Annotated in this window: 9 protein-coding genes; 2 read left to right on the top strand and 7 right to left on the bottom strand. The window is 46.1% G+C overall.

The annotated features are described in order from the left end of the window. Window positions 1-65: 65 nt before the first annotated feature. The 4 genes from KTO58_RS02870 to KTO58_RS02855 form a co-directional block, all read right to left on the bottom strand. The gene (locus KTO58_RS02870) at window positions 66-9,023 is read right to left on the bottom strand and encodes an Ig-like domain-containing protein (protein ID WP_157753225.1); all 8,958 of its coding nucleotides are present in this window, start codon (window positions 9,021-9,023) and stop codon (window positions 66-68) included. Between the two features lie 134 nt (window positions 9,024-9,157). Next, window positions 9,158-10,369, bottom strand: a complete 1,212-nt coding sequence (locus KTO58_RS02865; RefSeq protein ID WP_198315041.1) for a substrate import-associated zinc metallohydrolase lipoprotein — start codon at window positions 10,367-10,369, stop codon at window positions 9,158-9,160. Window positions 10,370-10,853: 484 nt separating this feature from the next. Then, window positions 10,854-11,855, bottom strand: coding sequence for a FecR family protein (locus KTO58_RS02860; protein ID WP_095840836.1), 1,002 nt, complete (start codon window positions 11,853-11,855; stop codon window positions 10,854-10,856). Window positions 11,856-12,067: 212 nt separating this feature from the next. Then, window positions 12,068-12,658: an RNA polymerase sigma factor gene (locus tag KTO58_RS02855; protein ID WP_095840837.1), complete on the bottom strand. Its 591-nt coding sequence runs from the start codon at window positions 12,656-12,658 to the stop codon at window positions 12,068-12,070. 351 nt (window positions 12,659-13,009) lie between these two features. Here KTO58_RS02855 and gap point away from each other — a divergent pair, with 351 nt between their 5' ends. Beyond that, a complete protein-coding gene (gene gap / locus KTO58_RS02850; RefSeq protein WP_095840838.1) occupies window positions 13,010-14,011 on the top strand; it encodes a type I glyceraldehyde-3-phosphate dehydrogenase in 1,002 nt (333 codons plus the stop codon). 80 nt (window positions 14,012-14,091) lie between these two features. Here the strand turns inward: gap and KTO58_RS02845 are convergent, their stop codons facing one another. After that, window positions 14,092-14,502 (bottom strand): hypothetical protein, encoded by a 411-nt coding sequence (locus tag KTO58_RS02845; protein ID WP_095840839.1) that lies wholly within the window; start codon window positions 14,500-14,502, stop codon window positions 14,092-14,094. Between the two features lie 304 nt (window positions 14,503-14,806). Between KTO58_RS02845 and KTO58_RS02840 the strand changes: the two genes are divergently transcribed. Beyond that, window positions 14,807-15,103: a GNAT family N-acetyltransferase gene (locus KTO58_RS02840; RefSeq protein ID WP_095840840.1), complete on the top strand. Its 297-nt coding sequence runs from the start codon at window positions 14,807-14,809 to the stop codon at window positions 15,101-15,103. 119 nt (window positions 15,104-15,222) lie between these two features. On the opposite strand, the gene KTO58_RS02835 is transcribed toward KTO58_RS02840, so the two are convergent. Together KTO58_RS02835 and KTO58_RS02830 are read right to left on the bottom strand one after the other, a co-directional pair. Continuing rightward, window positions 15,223-16,746: a hypothetical protein gene (locus tag KTO58_RS02835; RefSeq protein WP_157753226.1), complete on the bottom strand. Its 1,524-nt coding sequence runs from the start codon at window positions 16,744-16,746 to the stop codon at window positions 15,223-15,225. 376 nt (window positions 16,747-17,122) lie between these two features. After that, a complete protein-coding gene (locus tag KTO58_RS02830; protein WP_095840842.1) occupies window positions 17,123-18,115 on the bottom strand; it encodes an LLM class flavin-dependent oxidoreductase in 993 nt (330 codons plus the stop codon). Window positions 18,116-18,149 lie beyond the last annotated feature (34 nt).

Here is an 18,149-nt window from a genome sequence, read left to right as displayed (position 1 = left end):
TGGTTATACTGACTGCCCATGTTTTGTTTTATTGTTCTTTGCTTACGGGCAATCTGTTATTCATTTTACCTTAGGAGGTTAATTGAGCCTTTCTTATCTACTGAAGAGCCATCTATTAATTTAACTCTGCACACATAGATGTATACACCGGAAGGCGCTGGTTTACCTTTGTAGGTACCATCCCAACCTCTGCTCTGCGTATTCGTTTCGAATACTTTTTCACCCCATTGGTTGAAGATCATCAGGTGCATTTCGCGGATGATGTATCCATACACTTTCAGTTCATCATTCAGGCCATCGCCATTTGGTGTGAAGGCATTTGGTATGAATATGCCATCAGGCAGGGTCTTTTCTGTCACTGGTGCGGAGATCTTATCTTCACAGCCTTTTGCTTTAACGACCAGTGTTACACTCTGTGCCGGACGCAGGCCTGATATTGTATGGGTCAAGCCCAGGGTACCGGAAGACGGTGTAGACCATGTCGTACCGGCATCTGTAGACACCTCGTAGGCCAGTGCATTAGGTATAGCAGCCCATTTGAAGCGGAGTGTGTTGACACCTATTGAATCCACCGTCACTACCGGCGTAGCCAGTAAGGGCAGCACTTCGATCGTTGCCTTCGCACGGGTAGCGCCTATACAACCAGCTTTCACGGATTCTACATACAGGTATCCGGATGCTGACGCCTGGCTTATGGTATAGCTGGCACCGGTGCCAACTAGTGTACCACCTGTCGGCGCATCGTACCAGTTGTAGGTTACTCCGGCCACCGGATTCTGCACGTTAAATGTTGCATCAGTACCCACGCACACTTTGGCAGAATCTTTCACTAACGCTACATCTACTGGTGCATTCACTACCACTTCCTTGGTGGTATCCCCGATACAGCCTTCTGCAGCTATGATGCTGAGTTTTACGTTACGGGTACCGGGTGTGGTGAAGGTCTTAGTCGGATTTTTGATACTGGCGGTTGTATTGTCTGCAAAGTCCCAGTTCCACTTGCTTACGCCTACACCTGTAGAGGTAGTTACGGAGCCATCAAACTGTGCAACATCTCCGATACAACCAGAGTAAGCTGTAGTAAAGTCAACCACTGGGGCTGCAACCACATTTACAGGCAGTACTATTTCCAGGCTATTTCCACAGCTTTCGATATCCGGATGTTTCATGATGATAGGCACATAGTAGGTTCCAGGTTTCGAGAATACATAGTCTGCGGCTACGGAGTACCTGTAATATGTTTTACCATTCACTATTACCGTTGCATCGGGCACCGGATCATTCTGCACCACATCAACATTAGGTGTGAGGTTAGCGACTTTGCTGAACTGCCAGGTCAATACCTGTGGTTTGGTAGATACCAGCAGTGAGAAGCGGAATGGTGTCTTAGCACAAGTGTACTTGCTGGATTCACCAGTATTGAAGACGTTATTGAATGAAGGCAGGATGTTCAGGTTTTTCACCAGTGTACCTGCGTTGTATCCATAACTCTCTACACTACCCATTCCATAGGTGATAGCGGTAAAGGCGGAATCACTTGTTACGATACATTGTGCCTGTGCTGCATCCCAACGTTTCACTACTACTTTGTATCCAGGCATGTTAGGATGTGCATATACGTGGTCAAATACATTGGAACCATCTATCGTCAGGGAGGTTACTCCATTATCCGGGATGATCAGCGTCAGGTAGTTTACATCGATACTTTCTTTTGTATTACGATACAGACCTACCTTTTTGATACCCTGTTCAATCGGACTTACATATATCATTTCAGGGTCACCATCGCCATTTGTATCAGGGCAAGAGCCTGAAGAGGACATGAACTGAGCGATCATCACCGGTTTATCGGCTTCGATACGATCGGCAGTATTACTTTCATATTGATAGAATCGGTTGTTGATCAGACCCGTTAAGGCAACACCATTTCTTTTCACTACAGTGGTCGGATCTTTCACCAGTACACGGAAGATGTTGGTTGATAATACTGTAGCGTTATCACTTTGTGAAGTCGGCGCTGTCAGGTAATTACGTCCCCATGCCTGTGATGGGAAGTTCTGTTGGATGTAGTTATCACCTGAACCACCAGCGCTACCACCACAACCGAGGCCTGTACGGCTGCTACCAGAGAATACGGCTACAGGGAAACATCTGCCATCTGCATTCTGCACGGAGCGTATCCGGCTGCCAGACAGGTCGTATCCTTCTGATCCCGACTGTATAGCGCCAAGCACCTGGTAGACCTCTCCTTTATTCAGGTTCACTACAAACGGTACATTTGCTGCGCGGCCACCAAGTGTGGGTCTTGCCGGTGTGATCTCTACTGCTGTATTGTCCTGATCGGCTATTACATATAACCAGGAGTATGTGTTGCTACCATAGTTTTGTCTGGAACCCAGTGAGTAGTACTCGTATCCATAGGTACCTACCGGGAGCAGCATAGTGGCACCAGAAGAAGCACTACCGTAGATGTGAGCATAGGCTACTATCGGCGTATCACTTTCGATGCTGATACCTTTGCCAGACAGTCCTTCCGCCAGCAAACGGGCATCAAACAAGCCGTTCTTAGGTATGAGGTCACTGCTGATCACGGAGTTAGCAGGAATATGATAGCGTTTCACCCAGGCAGTTCCATTGATCCTTACGGTTACGTTGGCTGCTGCTTCCGCACTCAGATAGAGTACCATACTTTGTGTATTATCACTACCAAAGAACTGGTGGTGGCCATAGCCTACCCAGAAGCGGGTACCTCTGTTGGAGCTATCTGCAGGCTGCAAGATCGGAGGTGCTCCTGTTGTACCACCTGTCAGACCGGTGAATTTATCCAGGTAGGTCAGATCTGTTTCAGATACGACGTTGGCGATGTCATCGACTTTGCTTGTAGTACGCACCTGCCAGGTGTTGGCAGCATCTGTACGACCCAGTCTTGTATCTGTTTCTTTCTTCACAAAACCTTGCCAGGAGTCTACATAGTATAATTGATATTCGAATTTGTAAGGGCCAGTACCTGTTGCATCTACGTCAGTGTAGAAGTACAGGTGTTCGGAGTTAGCAGGTAATGCTGGCGGTATTACACCTGAATACCTTCTAACATTTACTTCAGTCGGTACATTAGCACCTGGTGCCCAAATGATCTTGGTCACGGTATCTGTACCGAACATAAATGTCTGCGTTGTACCAGGTGCAGGAACTGCTGGAGTTGCGGGTAACACGGGTGGCAGTACGGATGGGAGGAATTCATATGCTCCCATATCCGGTACGCCGGTAGTCAACGTAGTGGGTCTTGGATTGTTACCGAAATCTTTATCGTTATCAGCTACCTGTACACCACGACCATGGATTGCCCATGATTCAGGGTTGGTAGCATCAGGTTTCAGTTCTTCGTCATTAACGAATGCTGGTTTATACACAATGGAGCTCAGATCAAGTATTGCAGCATCTCTCCAAGCCTGCAGCGTATTGTAGTTAGCCGCTGGCGTACCTCTTTTCACCAGTACATTACCTGTTGTATAAAGGGTATTATAGTCACTGTTGATATTATCTGAGTTGTATACATACATTGCATTACCACCGCCACCGTGGGAGAAGATGTTATTTCTCAGTACTATGTTACCATAGGTAGAAGAGCTATGGTAGAAGTAGCCGGCCACGTTGTTGGAGGAAGAAGTTGCCGTGCTCTGTATGGAGTTATTATAGTAGTTCACATTGGCACTGTTATAACTATACAATGCGTAAGAGCTGGAACCACTTGTTTTGATACTTACCACGTTGTTCACAACACGGTTGGATTTGGAGTAATAGTTATCCAGACCGTAGAGTGTACCCGTATTAGCAGTTAAAGCATTGATTTTATTGCTGGCAATATTACCTGGTTCTTTCTGCTGGGCCTCACAGGTATTCATATAGATACCATAGGCTGTGCCGGTAACATTGCTGATCTTGATATCGTTACGGGTTACCTGATAGGAGCTATCCGCGTAAGAGTTATTGATACCATATACGCTGGAAGCCATTGGCGTAGCGATGGTGATCCTGTTGTTGTTCTGCACCAACCGGTAAGTGTAGTTGGTATAGATAGCATTGGCGTAAGGGGTGTTGATGATATTGCTGTCTATTACGGGGCCAGGTGCGGATAATGTCCTGGATGCGCCGGCATAGTAGATACCAGTGGCACCATTGGTGATAGTATTACCTTTGATGACGTTATTTTTCCCTTTGATATTATTAGCATAGACACCTACTATACCTGTTCCGGTACTGTTGGTTACCGGTAATACGATCTTATTGTTTAACAGGCTGTCTTCAGCGGCCAGGTTAGCGAGTTCGATCGCACGTGCGTTGGTACCGCCGGTAGGTTTAAAGGTGATATCACGATAAGTGATGTAGCTGGCGCTATCCAGTTTGAGGACATAGTTAGTGGCGGATGCCGGTGCAAAGGTCAATATCACACTGCTGGCATCATTATTTGCACTCTGGAAGGTTACACGGCTGTCTACGCCAGCACCAGCGATCTTATGCATACGGATCTGTTCTGTATAGGTACCCGCTGCCACATTAAAGGTAACGGCGCCGGTGATACCACATTCCAGGGCGGCCACCGCAGCTGTAAATGACTGATAGTTCTTCGCACCTGTAGGCAGCGCAGGGTTGATGGTGTAAATACCTGCCAGTAATGCGGGGTTCATGTTAACATGTACCACTGCAGAGTAGGCAACCTGTCCGCCACATGTGATCTTACAACGGAAATAGTTATTCTGACCCAGTTCTGTTTTGAAATTAGGGATGAACAGCGGATCGCTGATATCTGTCCAGGTGGTGCTGGTAGCAGTAGCTGCGCTTTGCCACTGGTAGGTTTGAGTACCGCCGCTGGAGTTACCGGTGAGGTTCAGTGCGATCTCTGTACCCAGACAGATGCCGGAGTTCGGGATAGCTACAGATGTACCCCCGGTAGGCGGAGCCGTACAAGCAGGTATGCTGATCTCAAAGGCGCCCACGTCAGGTTTGGTCGTGCTTCTTGTTGTGCCTACTATATCAGAGGTCACCTGTGGTATAGGGGTGCCGGTATTATCCATCGGAGAAATCACCGAGGCGAGGTTACCGGTATTTACGTCTGCGTATACCGGATCGATGCTGGTACTATTGGCGTCTTTCGCGCTGGCGGCTTTCCAGGAAGCCAGATCTGGTTGGTTTGTACCATTGTAACCTACGTTATTGTCGGTACCACCACCTTTTACATAGTAGTTGTTATAGTCAGCATCAATACCTGTCAGGTCAGCAGCCAGGTAGATTGCATGTTTGCTACCCGTACCACCTCTGGTGATGGTAATGATATTATTTTTGAAATCAATATCGCTTGCATCACTTGTCTGATAGAAGCCTCTGGAAATAGCGGTGCTGGTATTAGTTATATTATCCAGTGAGATAGTGTTGTGATAGTATTTAACGTTATCACTGCTTGCATTGTACAGGCCATATTGACTACCACTACCATTAATATTATACATAATGTTATTGGCAACAATACTAGGTGTACCTACAGCGTCGGCGTAGCTATGGTAGATACCGTAGAAATCGTTGGTAGAGGTCACATCTCCGCCATAAGGGTTAAAGATCTTGTTTTTGGAGATCGTCAATCCGGGGCTACCGGCTGTAGAGATATAGATGGCATAGTAAGAGAAGCCAAAGTTAGTCCGGGTGGGACGACTGATACTATTACCTTCTACCAGTGTGTTGCTGCTATAGGCCAGGTATATTCCATAATAGTATACATCCTGGAAGTTATTATTGATAAACTTGTTACCGGTAACAGGCTGATCACTGCCACCTACCAATGTAGCACCGTAGTAACCGCCGGTAACAGTATTCTTATCGAACACGTTGTTATCACAGAGCGTAGTACCACTGCTGGTAGTACCGGACTCACTGGAGTTAATAATAATACCGCTATATCCGCTACTGGTGGAAGTATTATTGACAATGATCTTGTTACGGGTAAAGATGTTGTTGTCGGCATTGTTGATCAGCTGTACGCCGTAACCATAGGAACCTGTACCGGTAGCATCGATGGTCAGGCTATCAAATCTGATATAGTCCGCTCTCCTCAATTTGATCACCGCACGTTCGTCTGTATTGGAAGAGCTAAACTTGATCACGTTACCATTACCATTAAAGGTGATGGTATTCACAGCAGAAACACCGGCTATACTATCGAGCACCAGTTGTTCATTATAGGGTCCGCTGTTGGGCACCACGTTAAACACCACCGGTCCGGCTATACCACACTGTAAAGCGATCCTTGCTGCGTCAAAACTGGTATAGTTCGTGCCGCCGGTTGGTAATGCCTTATTAATAGTATAGGTACCTGCGGGCAGGGCCGGATCTACGGTCAGCAGTACGGGTGTAGAGTAAGCCGTATTGCCATTACAGGTGAGTGCTACCCGGTAATACAAAGTGGTAGAGGCCACTATAATCGTATCCGGTATACTCAACACATTACCTATAGCGGTAAATGGTCCACCTGTGCTGGTAGCGGTCTGCCATTGGTAGGTCTGTCCAAGGCCCATAGAAGCACCCGTCAAACCAAGTGATACGGATGTGTTGATACATACAGGTGTCTTCGATACCGTAGCGGTACCACCAACAGGGGGCACAGTACAGGGTGCAGGCGTATATTCATATGCACCGATATCAGGCGTAGTTGTACTACGGGTGACATTTACAATGTCGGTAGCTACATCGACATTGGTACCGCGGTTATCCAGCGAAGCACTGGTAGGTTTATAGTTACCTGCAGTCGGATCTTCGAAGAATGGGTTAACCGTCATGGAGTTTGCGTCAAAAGAAGAGGCGGTCTGCCAGTTGGCGAGCGTTGCTTGTGCCGCATTATTATAGAAGCCAATATTAACAGCTCCTGTAGTGGAGGAAATGAAGTAGTTGTTCCTGTTCACCACATAGCTACCGCTGGTAGTGGTAAAGTGAATGGCTGTTTTGCTACTTTGTCCGCCACGGGATATGGAGATGAGGTTATTTACAAAATTAACACCATCTGCCTGAGAGGTCTGATAATAACCACGCGTCACATATGCATTCGTAGAGTTGGCGGAAGGAGCATCCAGTGAAATCGTGTTATGCAGATACCAGACGTTGTCTGAACTGCTATTGTAGATACCATAATGATCACCATTACCATTCAGACCATATATCAGGTTATTGGTAACATAGTTCTCCAAGCTGCTCAGTGCATCTACGGAGGTAAAATAGATACCATAGAAAGAACCCGTATTGGTACTAGCGCCACCAAATGGATTGGTAATGCGGTTACGGGTGATCAGTGCTTTGGTATTCAGATCCGTTAGGTACACGCCATAGAAAGAGGTTACTGTCGTACGGGCAGGACGGCTAAATGTATTCGCCTCTACCAGTGCGTTAAAGGACCCGCTCAGGTAAGCACCATAGTTATAGAAATCAGTAAATTTATTGTTGACGATCTTATTATTCCCGTTCGCATCGTTGATGCTACCCACCATAACAAAGCCGTAGTAACCACCGATCACCGTGTTATTACTGAAGGTATTGTTATCACATTTGGCAGCACCAGTTGTGGTGGGAGAAGTGTGAGAGCTGGATATCACGATACCAGCATAACCGGTGTTGGTGCTGGTAGTATTGATGAGTATTTTACAGTTATTGATCGTATTGAAATCCGCATCATTGATCAATTGTACACCATATCCGTATTCTGATCCGGAGGCGCCTTTCGCCTGTATCACCAGGTTATCAAATTTAATATAGTCTGCTCCGTCCAGTTTGATAACTGCGCGTTGTCCACCGGCTGTAGAGAGGAAAGCCAGGGTATCGGCATTACCGTTAAAGGTAACAGTATTGGTAGCAGATGCACCGGGCACCGGCGTCATGATCAGTTGCTCGTTGTACGGGCCGCTGCCTGCGACTACATTAAATATCACGGGGCCGCCGATACCACATTTAATATGATTATAGGCGTCGTTAAAGGAGGCGAAGTTCGTACCGCCGGTAGGCAGTGCTTTATTAATAGTAAAGGTCCCTGATACGGCTATCGGGGAAGTAACCGTTACTGTACCGGAGGTTGCGGTAGCGCCGCCGGTGGTACAGGTTACTACGCAACGATAGACCGTACTTACGGTCTGTGTACCGGTATAATTACTGGCAGTGGCACCGGCTATGTTAGTCCAGGTGCCGCCGGGAGCAGGAGAAGATTGCCATTGATAGGTCAGCCCTGAAGCTACGGTAGTACCTGTAAGACTTAATGTAAAAGTACCTCCTATACAGACAGATCCTGTATTGGTTTGTGCAGTACCTGCTGTTGGCGTTCCTGTACAGGGAGCCGCAGCTGTCCATCTGAAAGTCAGGTTAGGACGGGTATTTTCATCTCCGCTATTATCAGTTTCGATCGTACCACAGAGGTTATCTTCATCATCTGCCCGGTAAGTGTGTGAAGCCACAAAAGGTAGCCCCGTTGTCCAAGGTACCAATGGGTTGTTAGTATAGAATAATCCACTGTTCGTTGCAGGATCACCGTTACAGACTTCGACTACCAGGTTATCTGTACCATTCCAGAAGAATCCGCTAACGAAGTTGAAGGTGTTGGCACCCACGACTGGCGTATAGTCTACCGGACCATATAAACTAGCCCCTGTAGGTACCCAGCTATTAAGATCCAGGTTCGCGGCGGCAGTAGTGCCCAGTTTAATGGCATATTGTTCTATCTTCCCGCCGGATTGAAGGTTGGTCACATTGATCTTAAGCCCGCTAATCATACCGGGGCCCATACCTGCTGCCCTTAATTCGGCAGCAGTGAACAGATACTGTGCACGGGTTCCTTCATAATAGTCTTGTAAGGGACAGGGATAGGAAGTTGAGCCGTTGCCTGTAGTGCCTGTGCCGATGCTGATGTCCACCTGCGCAGTCAACTGCGATACAAACGAAAGCAATACAACAAGTAGTATAGCTGTTTTGCGCAGAATAGGAACAGTAGAATTTCTCATATATGGTGATCGTTTTTATAATTGTTTGTACTTACCAGAAAAATGTTGTACTACCGCCAATTCCCTCTCGTCATGTATGACGACAGGGGAGAACGGGCATATATTTGTCCGTCGGTTCGTTGCTTGCCTCACTCCTACCGGAGCTGTCTGTATAAGGTGGTCTTTGTATGACGCTGTAACTGGTAAAAATCCATGCCCCAGACGTCCCTGAAATATTGCACCACCATTGCTTCTTTTCTTCGTAATCGCTCTTTCGCCGCATCTCTTTCCACACCGCTTATATCATCCAGTATCCGTTCAATACCAGCTCTTCCGTCTATCAACATGATCTCCATCGTCTGCATGAAATCCTGTTCAGGATCACGCATAGCAAAGGCATTTACAAAGCCGCTGTTTTGTGCTGTTGCATCGCTTACATCCTCGCAGGATGAACAATAAAGAGAGAAAGAGATATGCTTGAACCCTGCCGGATACTTGGCAGGCTGATAAAGGATATTACCAAACTCACGGGAAACAATGCCCTGTATTAACTTCATCCGTACAGAGTCCGCACGTTTACAGGATGGTACCGGCTCATAAGAAGGGGCCGCATAGAACATCACACCTTCTACCAGCCAGATAGATTTATTATCGTTATGGCTGCTAACCTGATCATATACTGCCGGAGCAGCATTATTGACCTGTAAAGCAGCTGACGTTACCACGCTATTCGGCGAAGCTACTGGTAGGATGCCGGTCTGCACCTGTTCAAGCTGTATCGGCATCGCACCTGCTTTGAAATCGCTTACAGCTACTTCTGTAGTTTTATACCCGGCTATACACAACTCCAATATAGCATCTTCTTCTACCGCTGACAGTTCAAATGTTCCTTCATTACCTGTAGCAGTACTACGTTGAGTACCTTTTACGCTCACCGTTACTCCCTGCAATGGTTGGTGCGTACCCGTGAGTACCATCCCTTTTACAAAGATTGTCGGCTGCAGACCGGCATCTACCAGGTTTTCATTGATATCGTCGGACCCAAGGCCCATTTTCCGTCTACCAGGACGGATAACAATACGGTTATATACTACTTTATAGGACAGTTCATAAGGACTCAATAATTGCTGCAATATCACGCCTACACGCTCGTTACGTACATTGATACTTACTTTACTTTCATTCAATACATCATTGCTTACATAAATAAATGACTCTCCATTGATCGCACCGATAATATCTAATGCGTCACGTAATAAAACATTTTTTAGCTGTACGGATATCTTCTTATCAACCGCACTTGATGCACTGGCAGGATGTGCAGCCAGGATAGTAAAAGCACTGCACAACACTGAAAGTACAAGCATAGGAAGTTCAGCTACCCGCATAAGCATACGGATACTAAACAAGGGCATCATCTGGCACATGTTGCTTGTTATTACACTTCAAAAAATAGGACGCCATTCCAGTCCAGGAGGACCGGTCAGTCAGTCAGCATAATCTGCGTAATTGCACAGGTTTATTTTGCTAGGATAACACTGGTACGTGATGGTTAACTTAACCAGCTGGCACTATCTGATTATTTCTCATTTAAGCGATTTAATTTCGGTTGACTAATAGCAGCAGTTACCCGCGCATCTGATTCTGATTTTGATTGTTTATATTGCCTAAGGCATACGGATCACTTACCGGTGGTAACTCTGGTCCACCTGTATAGTAAAATATCAACAATAAATAAGGCATTACGCCTAATGGATAACCTTATATGGTGTTGTGGTTAGTCCGGTCCTGCCGACGATAATTTTCGTTGTGTCATAATAGGGCTCATTGGTTAACTTAACAATAAAGATATTAATGACAGCTTCCTCCCGATAGCACATATCCTTTTCCACTACTGTCTACACTAAACTTGGCATTAAGTGCGACGGATATCAGCGTGAGGGATTTTTCCAGATCATCGCTGGTACTAAAATCTCCGTAAAAAGCACATTGTCTTATTCTTTCTTCTGTTCTTATGGTGGTGTTATAATATCTCTCTAAGTCATTAACTACGTCTTCAATACTGGCTCCTTTATACACAAATCTTCCCGCCTGCTTCTGCGCAAAATACCTGGCATCACGAGTAGCATCTGCATCTCTTTCCAGCTGACGAAGACTACTATTATACGTTACTCCTTCGTTGGCGCCAATCTCAACACCTCCCTGCCCATGCCCATCTACAGCTACCACCCTTACCTTTCCCGATACCACCGTTACACTAGCGTCGCCATGATCATCCGAAGCAATGTTAAAAGACGTACCCAATACAGTCGTATGAATAAGGGAGGTACTGATCATAAACGGATGTACCGCATCTGTCGCTACTTCAAAAAAAGCCTCTCCGCTCAGATGCACCGTCCTTGTCTTATCCCCGAAGGTTTTCTCACAGGTTAGTTCAGCGCCAGGCTCGAGATATACCGTCGTACCATCCGTCAGCTTCAGCGTCTTCCGTTCTTTCTTGGCGGTAAAGACCTGGCCGGAATTACTATGCATCCAGGTATAATATCCCATTCCCGCTATCAGCAGCAACATGGCTGCCACAGCAACCTTCCACCTGTGTGCCCACATCGTATGTATGTAAGACACCGTGGTCGGCTGAATATGCTGATGTATTCGCTTTAACATTTGTTCCGAGTGGCCCCTGTCCAACGTCCGCGCCTCCGCAGCAATATCTGCCTCGTAAGCAGTCGCCGCCATCTCCTCTAACTCAGAAAGATCTTCTCCGTCCAGATATTGAAGCATCCACTCCCGGTCACCGGATGTCCAGTTCGCTGCCTGTAACCACTGTTTGAGATGTTCCTTTCTGTTATCCACGAGATCATCGATTTAACTTAAATACAACACAATAATTCAAATGGGGGGGTCGCTTTCCCTGTTTTTTACAGAAAAAAACACATTTTTTTTAATAGTATATACAACAATTTACTTCCCAGGTAACGCATACTTTAGTGGGCTTTCTTAAAACGTGGAATTTACAGGGAGGCTGGGAAAATGCATTTACAGGCCGGATAATCAGGAGATAACAACTATTCGTGATAGTTCAGGAACAATAAAAACAGTATAACATATTTATGCTTGGCATTTTTCTGTATATAATCGTTTAGCTTCAACATAGCATCAGACAGGTGTTCTTTCACCGTATTACGCGATATCCTCAACTCATCCGCCACCTCTTCATAAGTCTTACCTTCCAGCTTACAACGTGTGACAATCGTTTGTTTTTTGGGCGATAATTGTGCGATAGCCTGCTCCAGCAAATGATATTGCTCTTCATACATATGCTGCCCTTCCATAGACAAATCGTCCTCCGGATCAACAGACAATAACTTCTTGTACATCGTCTGCTCACGCAAGCGCTTACGTACATAATTCACCGACAAGTTGAAACTGATCACAAACAACCAACCCGCTACCGATTGATGCGCATTGATCTCCTGCCGCTTCTCCCACAACTTCGTAAATACCTCCTGCAATATATCTTCCGTGATCGCAGGCTCTTTCACAAATTTGTAAATGTTCCGGTACACCGCCTCATGATACCGCCAGTATAGGGTATCAAAAGCAGCCACATCATCATTCTTTAGCTGTACTACCAATTCAGCATCCAATGTATTCATATAGCAGGTTTTATATCAATATTGCCCCGCGATATAGATCTATATTGCAGTAATAACACGTTCCGGTTTTCCGGTAGGATAGTCTCGGATTTTCCTCGTAAAATAGCAACAAATACCATCAAGTTATAATTAAAAAATTAAATTATATAAACCATATATATAATTCACATTGATAAGGAAAGTATTCCCAGACGCCCTCCTCATTTGTCCCCCCTTTTTGCCCCCATCACCGCTTTTCACCCTTACGCTACTTGCTATGGCACTGTAAATTATTATTTGTTCCAGATATTTCTATGAACATTTAGAGCGGAGAATGCAGTAATATTGCCGGGCAAAAAACAGACTAGAGCAATGAGAATCGCTATCAATGGATTTGGCCGTATCGGTAGGATCACGTTACGCAGGCTTTTGACCAAGACAGGTATCACCGTCGCAGCTATCAACGACCTTGCCGATGCCACCACGCTCGCACACTTATTCAAATTCGACTCCATCCACGGTATATATCCCGGTGAGGTGTCTGTAGAAGATAATATCCTGATCGTCGACGGACATCGCATTCCCGTCCTATGCCACACCTCACTGGATCAACTCCCCTGGCAGACATTCGATATAGACCTGGTGGCAGAATCCACGGGTAAGTTCACCAGCAGGGCAAAAGCTGCTATCCACCTGCAGGCAGGCGCCCGCCAGGTGATCGTTTCGGCGCCCTCCTCCGAAAAAGACATCCCCACCGTCGTACTGGGCGTAAATGACCACCAGATCGATCTGCTGTCCCCTATCCTCTCCAATGCATCCTGTACCACCAACAATGTTGCTCCGATGCTGAAAGTCCTGGATGACAATTGGGGCGTACTCGACGGATATATTACTACCGTACACTCTATGACCGGCGATCAGAACCTGCACGACGCACCACATAAAGACCTGCGCCGCGCCAGGGCCGCCTCTTCATCAATTATACCAACCACTACAGGTGCCGCCAAAGCCGTCACCACCATTTTCCCTCATCTCGATGGTAAAATAGGTGGCGCCGGCATACGCGTACCGGTACTCAACGGCTCCCTGACCGACTTTACCTGTACACTCGCCAAACCGACAACCGTAACAGCCATCAACAACGCTTTCCTGGAGGCTTCCCAGACATTCCTGAAAGGCATCCTGAAGTATTCCACAGATCCTATCGTATCTGTCGATATCCTGGGTAATACCTACTCCTGCACTTTCGACGCCCCTCTTACCTCTATCGTAGGTGGCCTCGTCAAAGTAGTAGGATGGTATGATAATGAATATGGCTACTCCAGCCGTATGTCAGACCTCATAGACAGGATCAGGCAACTGAAAGGACTGTAATCATCCGACATAACTATTCAACACGCGATCGGCCGCCCTCATGAAAGGACGGCCGATCGCTTTATATGTAGGCATGATAATCAGTTAGACGACTGCACAATCACAATCTTTACCTGTATAGCCACTGTCGGCGGATTGGCAGTACCGCCACCTGGCTGGGAGATCTCTATAGACAACTGTCCCGGCTGGTGCGTATAAGTATAAGATTTGTTCTGATAAGTACTCGGGATAGCTTCGAAAATACTACTGCCACCTGATATATACACAATCACTGCATCAATATCATTCACATCCCTGGTAATCTGAGATACGGCAAAATCTACATAGTAAGTCTTCGTTTGGTTATCAAACTTCCAATCTCCCGTATTGATCGTTTTGTAAATGGTCTGGTTGGGAACAACAACATTTTGAACGGTTTCCTTTTTGCAGCTGGATAAAGTTGAGACACCTATCCCTGCGATGAACAATGGAAGTAATGCAATTAACTTCATATGGTCTTGTAATTAAGTGAGTGAATGAAGCGTTGATTTTAAGCAGGCGCAACGGCCTGTATCTCTTCTTCAAAGAAGGTGCCATATTTCCTTCCTGCACACTTCATATCCCGCTCCCATAGACGCCTGTACCCCCTCAAAAAGTCTTAAGCCATTATTTTAGCATTTTTCCGTATCTTTGCACCCGGTTTACACCACTTCTTACATAGCTGCAGCTTAGTATTGCGTCTTCCCTATTGCAGCCCGACTTGTTACAACCCTACAAAACATTGATTTACAATAAATCTAAACAAAAGGATATATCATGTCTAAAAACTTCGAGATCGTTGACAATAAAGAAGCCAAGCAATTTGAAGCTCGCATCAATGGGCAACTTGCAAAGGTTATTTATGAAAAGAACGGTAATAAAATTTTCCTCACCGGTGCTGAAGTACCAGCTACCTTGGAAGAAAAAGGCGTAACACCCCTGCTGTTCGAAAAAGTGATGGAGGAAATATCCGCTCAAAACGTGAAAATGGTCCCTACCAGCCGCAAAGTAGCCGCCTATGTACGCAGCAACCCTAAATGGAAACAACTGCTGGTACATGGCATACATATCTAATCTTTCCAACATCACCACAACATATTCTCAAACAAACCATCGGTAACAACGAAACGGGCCACCTTCCGATATTGCTTCAGACGGTGGCCCGCTTTCATTTATCGTGTAACAGTCTATTATCAATAACGAGGCAACGGCTCTATCCGTAAACGGATCAGCCCGGTATTTACCGTATACACCTTGGGTAGGATAACAGTGCTGGGACCGCTCCCCCCTCTGCCTGGTCTCGTCTCCGTAATACGGGAATAAACCGGCGTATAAAAATTCAATATCCCCTCATACAGATCATCAGAAATGTTCGTCGATTTGATCGTCACAGTCGTGGTCTTCGTCTCCTTATTGGACGTACCACCACCTATTCCTATCTTCAGGATACCAAACAACTCCACTCCCGCATTCGCATTGAAGTTACTGCTATACTCAGAACTTACACTAGTCGTCGTCGTGGTCTCTGTACCAGGATCGAATTCAGACACCACAAACTTCCATTTATCCCCGTATTTATAAGCATCCCATCCGTCTATTTCCAAAGGATTTGGCAGCGTATATTCCAGGATACCATCCGCCCTGTAATTCGCCGGACGCGGAGTGCCGGGTTTGTGTTTAAGATTGTCAACCGTACAATTGATACCTTTTTTAACCGTGATACCAGCACCGTCACGGGCCAACATCAGTACATTCACCACAATCTCCAGGTTACCTTCCGTCCAGTCATCCGTGATCTTCTTCAACGCTGCCTCATCCTCCATTTCTATCGATACAATATGCTCCGCATACTGATTTTTAAAACGACCGGAATCAATGTTATTACTTGGGTCAATACCGTAGTATACATAATCCCGCTGACTGGTCAGCCTCTTCTCATAAGCATATCTCACCGCAGGAGAACTGATCTGGTGAGAGTTGTCTACATAGGTAGTCGTATCGCCGGTACCGCCTCCCCTTACAGGACGACCATCTGCTTCCCGAAATTTACCGGATCCATCCTTGCCGGTAATATTATCAAAAGCAGCATCAATGAACTTATACGTATTGCCGGAATGCTGCCGCATGTTACCTTGTACCCCACCGGTGCGCAATGCCGTGACACGCTCATTTTCCTTTACTACCACCACAGGAGCATCGCCACTCGCCGCATAACTCATCATTATCTGACGTCCTTCCGCATTGTAAGCTAATAATGGCTTACCTGCTTTGGCATCCTCAATGTTTCGTACCGCCACTATCGGTACCTGGGCAGCTATATCCCAGCCCGCAGCATTGAATTTGTCAAGTTTAGGTACATAAATGGTCAATAGCGGCTGCCGTTGAATGATCGCATCGAATGCAGCCGGATCTTCCGCATAACCAGCGATCAACTCATGTAGGCTCTTTCCGGATGCAGTGGTCAGCTCTCTGGCCACATCATACAATACATCGTAATCATGGTCAAATTGTTTAAGTGCCTCTTGTTTCAGTAAGGAACGAACTTCCGGGTTGGACAAGGCCCGGGCAAACGTACGGGCAAACACCGTCTTGTCCTGGTTGTTTTGCTCAGCAGTTAACGTAGTGTTCAACTCAGGGCCCACCTCTTTCTCCGCATTTTTCTTACAGGAAAAGAATAAAAAGGCCAGTGCACCAGTTAACAAATAGATTTTTCTCATACTTGGATTTTTTATGGTAGGGTTATGCAATAAAAACATATTCGTACCTGCGTATACGTAATACACATAAGATATGATCCGGGAAACAAAAATGTCGCTAATAAAAAGGTACCGGAATAGTCGTATTTAACCTACTATGTGCGCTAACAATTGGCATGCTCTCATATCTCAGGATAATAATCAGTTAAACAAAAATGGGAATCACATATACCTATAGGGAGTATTTCTCCGTGCTCTATAATTGACAACCTTTAATAGGCTATTCCAAATATAATAAAAACGGGTAACAATCTACACGATTATTACCCGTTCTTTTTCCACACTTGAAAGGATGACTATATTTTATCCTGCCGTTTATACGTCAAAGTTATCTACCTCATGTAGTCAGCGCTTCCTTCAGTAACGCATACGATTTCATCTTCGCCTCCCGGTCATAAATATGACTGGCGACCATCAACTCGTCAATGCCTGTTTCAGCAATAAACGTATGTAGGTCCTGACGTAAAGTAGCTACGCCACCGACAAACGTACAGGCCATCATGTTATTTACCATACGTTGTACCTCCGGATGATCAAAAGTGGCTGGTAACGCGCCGGGAGGCTGCAATGGCTGACGGGCATCCGTAATGATCCCCAGGAATAACCGGTACAGGCTCGTAGAAAGGAAAACAGCTTCCTTATCTGTATCCGCTGCTATCACATTCACACAAGCCAATACATAAGGCGCTGACAATACAGCCGATGGTTTAAAATTTCTCCTGTAAATATCGATCGCCGTGCGTAGCTGCGCAGGCGCAAAGTGAGAAGCAAATGCATAAGGCAAACCCAACTCCGCAGCCAGATAGGCACTATCCGTACTTGATCCGAGTATCCATAACGGAATATCCAGCCCTTCCCCAGGAAAAGCCCGCACCTTGGCATCCCGGTTCTCTGCACTGAAATAAGTCTGTAGCTCTTTAATGGCAGCATGAAAATTATATTCCACCGTCATATTCAACTTACGCAAAGCACGCGCCGTCAGCTGATCTGTACCTGGCGCCCGGCCCAATCCCAAGTCTATACGACCGGGATAAAGCGTCTCCAGCGTACCAAATTGCTCCGCTATCACCAACGGGGAATGGTTAGGCAACATAATTCCACCAGACCCTACACGTATATGCGTCGTCTTACCAGCCACATGTCCGATCAACACCGACGTAGCCGAACTGGCAATATATGGCATATTGTGGTGCTCTGCCAGCCATAACCTTTTATATCCAAGCGCTTCCGCTTGCTGGGCGACCGCCACCGCTCCTTCAATAGCGGTAGCCATAGTCCCGTTTTCAACTACCGTAGCTAATTCAAGTACGGATAATGTCGTTTCTTTCATCAATTGTTAATTTTAATCATCTGCTGATCCCTGA

The sequence above is a fragment of the Chitinophaga pendula genome, from assembly GCF_020386615.1.
Taxonomy (GTDB): Bacteria; Bacteroidota; Bacteroidia; order Chitinophagales; family Chitinophagaceae; genus Chitinophaga; species Chitinophaga pendula.
The sequence above is the reverse complement of the archived record's forward strand: the minus strand, read 5'-3'. Positions and strand labels throughout refer to the sequence as shown.